This is a genomic window from Monashia sp. HAY1-2A, from assembly GCF_056755315.1.
The window spans coordinates 1-4,763 of the sequence record NZ_JBNDHY010000229.1; the positions used below are offsets into that span (position 1 = coordinate 1).

General features: G+C 72.5%; 4 protein-coding genes. 2 read left to right on the plus strand and 2 right to left on the minus strand.

All coding sequences use genetic code 11. The features are described 5' to 3' along the window. Positions 1-272 precede the first annotated feature (272 nt). Together ACPYOM_RS20930 and ACPYOM_RS20935 are read right to left on the minus strand one after the other, a co-directional pair. Complete coding sequence (locus ACPYOM_RS20930) at positions 273-1,193, minus strand: alpha/beta hydrolase (protein ID WP_481343131.1); 921 nt, start codon at positions 1,191-1,193, stop codon at positions 273-275. 280 nt (positions 1,194-1,473) lie between these two features. Continuing rightward, positions 1,474-2,037 (minus strand): flavodoxin family protein, encoded by a 564-nt coding sequence (locus tag ACPYOM_RS20935; RefSeq protein ID WP_481347427.1) that lies wholly within the window; start codon positions 2,035-2,037, stop codon positions 1,474-1,476. A gap of 197 nt (positions 2,038-2,234) precedes the next feature. Here ACPYOM_RS20935 and ACPYOM_RS20940 point away from each other — a divergent pair, with 197 nt between their 5' ends. Both ACPYOM_RS20940 and ACPYOM_RS20945 read left to right on the plus strand, forming a co-directional pair. Continuing rightward, positions 2,235-3,818, plus strand: coding sequence for a DUF4389 domain-containing protein (locus ACPYOM_RS20940; protein WP_481347428.1), 1,584 nt, complete (start codon positions 2,235-2,237; stop codon positions 3,816-3,818). Positions 3,819-3,843: 25 nt separating this feature from the next. Beyond that, the gene (locus ACPYOM_RS20945; RefSeq protein ID WP_481343128.1) at positions 3,844-4,314 is read left to right on the plus strand and encodes a hypothetical protein; all 471 of its coding nucleotides are present in this window, start codon (positions 3,844-3,846) and stop codon (positions 4,312-4,314) included. Positions 4,315-4,763 lie beyond the last annotated feature (449 nt).

Sequence of the window (4,763 nt, forward strand, 5' to 3'; positions counted from 1 at the left end):
CCCCCCCCCCCCCCCCCCCCCCCCCCCCCCCCCCCCCCCCCCCCCCCCCCCCCCCCCCCCCCCCAAAAAAAAAAACCACCCCCCCAGATTACTACGCGTCTCGTGGGCTCGGAGATGTGTATAAGAGACAGGTGCGAGGTATTCCTGGGCCCGGTTGGCAACTGCTCGGTGTGTTGCGGGACGGGCGGCCGGCGGTGTCGCGGGCAGGGCAGGTGCGGGACAGGGGCGGGGCAGGCGCGGGGTCAGGCCCGAGGGCGGCGGTTGCGGCGCTGTCAGGCGGGGAGGTGGGCGTCGAGCCAGTCGACGATCTCGGCCTCGACCTCGTCGCGGTTGGTCTCGTTGAGGATCTCGTGCCGCGCGCCGGGCCAGAGCGTGACGGTGACGTCCCGGACGCCGACGCGCCGTAGCTGGTTGGCGACCGCCCGCACGCCCTTGCCCTTGTTGCCGACCGGGTCCATGTCGCCGGCGGCGAGGTATATGGGCAGGTCCTCGGGGATCCGCGACACGACGCGGTCGCTGTTGACGGCGGCCAGGCCCTTGAGCAGGTCGACGAAGCCGCCCGCGGTGAAGACGAACCCGCAGTCGGGGTCCGCTACGTACTTGTCGACCTCGGCCGTGTCGCGCGAGAGCCAGTCGAACTCGGTGCGCGTCGGCTTGAACGCCGCGTTGTACTGGCCGAACGTCAGCTGGTTCATCAGGCCGCTGACGTGCTCGTGGCCGCGGAGCCGCGCCTGGGCCGTGGCGAGGAGGACCCCGACGTTGCCGAGCGGTCCGGCGCTGCCGGCCGTGCCGGTCAGCACGAGCCCGGCCAGCTCGGCGCCGTGCTGGGCCGCGAAGCCCCGGGCCAGGAAGCTGCCCATGCTGTGGCCGAGGAGGAAGAGGGGCAGCTCCGGGTGCTCCTCGCGGGCCCGGTCGGCGACGGCGCGCAGGTCGTCGACGACGGTCTGCCAGCCCTCGTTCGCGGCGAAGCTGCCGCGCGTGCCGGGCGTGCGCCCGTGACCGCGGTGGTCGGACGCGTAGACGGCGTACCCGTGGGCCGTCAGCCGCTCCGCGAAGCGCGCGTACCGCGAGGAGTGCTCGGCCATGCCGTGCGCGATCTGGACGATGCCCTTGACCGCGCCGTCGGGCAGCCAGCGGTTGACGAACACCTCGGTGCCGTCGGGCGTGGTCAGCGTGAACGTGCTGCTCTGCATCGTGGTCCTCGCGGGCTCGGTGGGTCCTGCGGGCACTGTATGACGCATCGCAACGTGCCTGCTGGCTTCCCGCAAGTTATCTGCAATCGGGCAAAGCGGCGTGTCTGCCGACGTTTCAATGGAGAAAGTCGGAACAATTCATGACGACGCAAAGACTTTGACGGTTGGCCCGATGTGGTACGTGAACCGTCGCCCGGGGCCCGGACTCGCACGGCGAGCCGGGCCCCAAAATGTGCCCTTCCGGAGCGCGTCGGACCGCGACGGACCGCGTCAGACAGCGTCAGACCGCGACGGGCAGGGTCGCGAGGAACGCGCCCCACGCCCGGGCCCGCACGACCTCGTCGTGCGAGAGCGGACCGTCCGTACCACCGACCCAGAAGCTCTCACCACGCTCGGCGCGCTGGAACCCCTTGTGCCGCAAAGCGATCGCCGCCTGTTTGGCCGCCGACCCCGGCAGCATCCGGACGTGGACGCGGGTGTCGAACGTGATCACCCGCAGGTCCTCCCGAGGCTCCACCTCGTCGATCCACTCCCGGATGCCGCGGTGGGGGGAGCCCGTCGCGCCCTGGCGGGCCGCGTCGGCCCGCGTCGAGCTGCGCGACATCGAGAACGCGTGCGTCGGGCCGCCCACGAGGAGCAGCTCCACGTCGTCACCGATGCGGGTCGGGGCCTGCGTCACGGGGACGACGCGGACCGTGGTCGGGTGGCCGCCCGGATCTGGGGCTGAGGCGTCTGGTGGACTGCCGGGCGGCGCACCGCGAGTGCGGGCGATCCCCTCGGCGATGGCCTCGGCGATCGCGGCTGTGTTGCCGAACATGGACTCGTGGACGATCAGGGTGCTCATGGGATCCGCCTCCACGGCCATCGTCCCGCGGCCCGCCGGGGGCGTCCGCGAAAGGTGACCCACGAGACGGTCCGGCAGGTGTGATGTGGCGGACAGGACTCGTGGGTCACACTCCGGCGGCGCCGCGCGAGGACCGGCCTAACGTTGAAAACGTAGAGCCGTCAACGGAGTTCGCCATGAAAACGCGTCATGTTGTCATGTTGGTCATCGGCTGCCTGCTCCTCCTGCCGGGGTTGGGCCTCATCGTCGGCGGTGGTGCCATCGGGGTGCTGGAGGCGACGTCCCGCGACAGCGCCGGCTGGCACTCCGTGTCGATCGAGCGCCTCGCCTCCCCGGGCGTCGCCGTGACGACCACCGACACGATGGTCCGGCTCGACGGCCCGAGCAGCGTCGTCGACCGCCTCGACCTCGAGATGCGCCTCGCCGTGACTCCCGCGGAAGGCGTCAACCCGGTCTTCGTCGGTGTCGCGCCCACCGCGGCCCTCGACCGCTACCTCTCTGGCGCCGCGCGCGACCAGGTGGTCGGCGTCGACGCCCGCGGCGTCGTCACCTACCGCGCGGTGCCGGGCAGCGGGTCGGTCGCCCCGCCCGCCACCCAGAGCTTCTGGGCCGCCAGGGCCACCGGCTCGGGCACGCAGACGCTGACGTGGACCCTGCGCTCCGGCAGCTGGACCGTGGCCGTGCTCAACGCGTCCGGTGTGCCCGGCGTGTCGGTGTCGGCCGTCGCCGGCGTCCGGTCCGCGGCGGTCGTGCCCCTCGGCGTCGGGATGGTCGTCGTCGGGCTGGCGCTCCTCGTGGTCGGCGTCGTCCTCGTCGTCAGCGGTGTCCGCGGACGGGACCGCGCGCGCGACCACGACCACGACGAGCCCGGCTCCGGGCCCGGCCCGACGCCCCGGGGGCGTCCCGTCGTGACCACCGGAGCTGCGGGCGCCGGCCCGGGGGTGGGGTCCGCGTCGTCCGGCATCGACCGGGCGGACGCGGTGCAGCCGACGCTCGCGCACCCCGTCGTGCTCGAGGCGCGGATCGCGCGCGACCTGTCGCGCTGGCTGTGGCTGGTCAAGTGGTTCCTCGCCCTGCCGCACCTCGTCGTGCTCGTCGGCCTGTGGCTCGTCTTCGGCGTGACCACGGTCTGCGCGTGGTTCGCGATCCTCGTCACCGGCCGCTACCCGCGCAGCCTCTTCGACCTCAACGTCGGCGTGATGCGCTGGAGCTGGCGCGTCATGCACTACTGCGGCTCGGGCGGACTCGGCACCGACCGCTACCCACCGTTCTCGCTGGACCCGCAGCCCGGTGACGACGCGCGCCTCGACATCGCCTACCCCGAGCGGCTGTCGCGCGGCCTCATCTTCGTCAAGTGGCTGCTCCTGCTGCCGCACTGGGTCGTCGTCGCCCTCATCGTCGGGACCCAGTCGCACACCGACGGCCAGGGTGTGCGGGTCGGTGGCTGGCCCGGTGTGCTCGGCATCCTCGTGTTCGTCGCGGGCATCGTGCTGCTCGTCACCGGCACGATGCCGCGGGGGTTGTTCGACGTCGTCGTCGGGCTCAACCGCTGGGTCTACCGCGTCATGGCGTACGCGGCGCTCATGACCGACGTGTACCCGCCGTTCCGCTTCGACGCCGGTGGCAGCGAGCCGCTGCCGCCGCTGGCCCCGCCGTCCGGCCCGCCACGCGGCGACGCGGTGGTCCCGCCGGACACGGTCGTCCCGCCGGACGCGTCGACCCCGGGTGAGCCGCGGCCCGCGGACCAGCCCGACCTCTGGCACCACACCCCGACCGGCTGACCGGCCGGGCCCGAGAGGAGTCCTCATGTCCACCCACCTGCACCAGCCGACCCGTGAGCCGACCAGCCAGCCGTCCCGCCGGACCGCCGGTGGGACGCTGCCCGCGTCGGCGAGCGCCGGCTACATCGCCGCGGTCGTCGTCAACGGGGTGCTGCTCTACCTCATCGACGTCGCACCCGGCTGGGAGGCCGTGCCGTTCCTGACGCCGGCGATGACGCTCGTCCTCGGCCTGGTCAACGCCACGCTCGTGGCCGGGCTCGTCGCCAACCTCGTCTACACCGTGGCCGACCCGCCCCGGCTGCGCGCCCTCGGTGACCTCGTCACGACCTCGATCGGCCTGGCCGCCCTGGTCCGCATCTGGCAGGTCTTCCCCTTCGACTTCGCCCACGATGCGGTGTGGGAGGTCGTCGCCCGGACCGCGCTGTGGTTCGGCTTCGTCGGCAGTGGCATCGCGATCATCGTCGCCCTCGCCCGCCTCGCCAGCGGCCGTCGCTGACCCGCCTCGCCCGGGCCGAACGCGTCGGTGAGGCCCGAACGCGTCGGTGCACCGCGCAGTTCGGCACCGAACGAGTCGTTCGGTGCTGAGGCGCGGGATCGGTCGGCCGAACGCGCCGGTGAGGCTCGAACGCGTCGGTGAGGCCCGAACGCGTCGGTAGAGCCCGAACTCACCGGTGCACCGGACAGTTCGGCACCGAACGAGTCGTTCGGTGCTGAGGCGCGGGATCGGTCGGCCGAACGCGTCGGTGAGGCCCGAACGCGCCGCCGAGGCCCGAACACACCGGTGGACCGCGCAGTTCGACACCGAACGACTCGTTCGGTGCTGAGGCGCGGGATCGGTGTGACCGAACGAGTCGTTCAGTGCTGAGGCGCGGGATCGGTGTGACCGAACGATTCGTTCGGTGCTGAAGCTGTCTCTTATACACATCTGACGCTGCCGACGACGGA

Excerpts from the sequence above, each read along its gene's own strand:
- ACPYOM_RS20940 (WP_481347428.1), top strand. The coding sequence starts at position 2,235 with ATGTTGGTCATCGGCTGCCTGCTCCTCCTGCCGGGGTTGGGCCTCATC.
- ACPYOM_RS20930 (WP_481343131.1), bottom strand. The coding sequence starts at position 1,193 with ATGCAGAGCAGCACGTTCACGCTGACCACGCCCGACGGCACCGAGGTG.
- ACPYOM_RS20945 (WP_481343128.1), top strand. The coding sequence starts at position 3,844 with ATGTCCACCCACCTGCACCAGCCGACCCGTGAGCCGACCAGCCAGCCG.
- ACPYOM_RS20935 (WP_481347427.1), bottom strand. The coding sequence starts at position 2,037 with ATGAGCACCCTGATCGTCCACGAGTCCATGTTCGGCAACACAGCCGCG.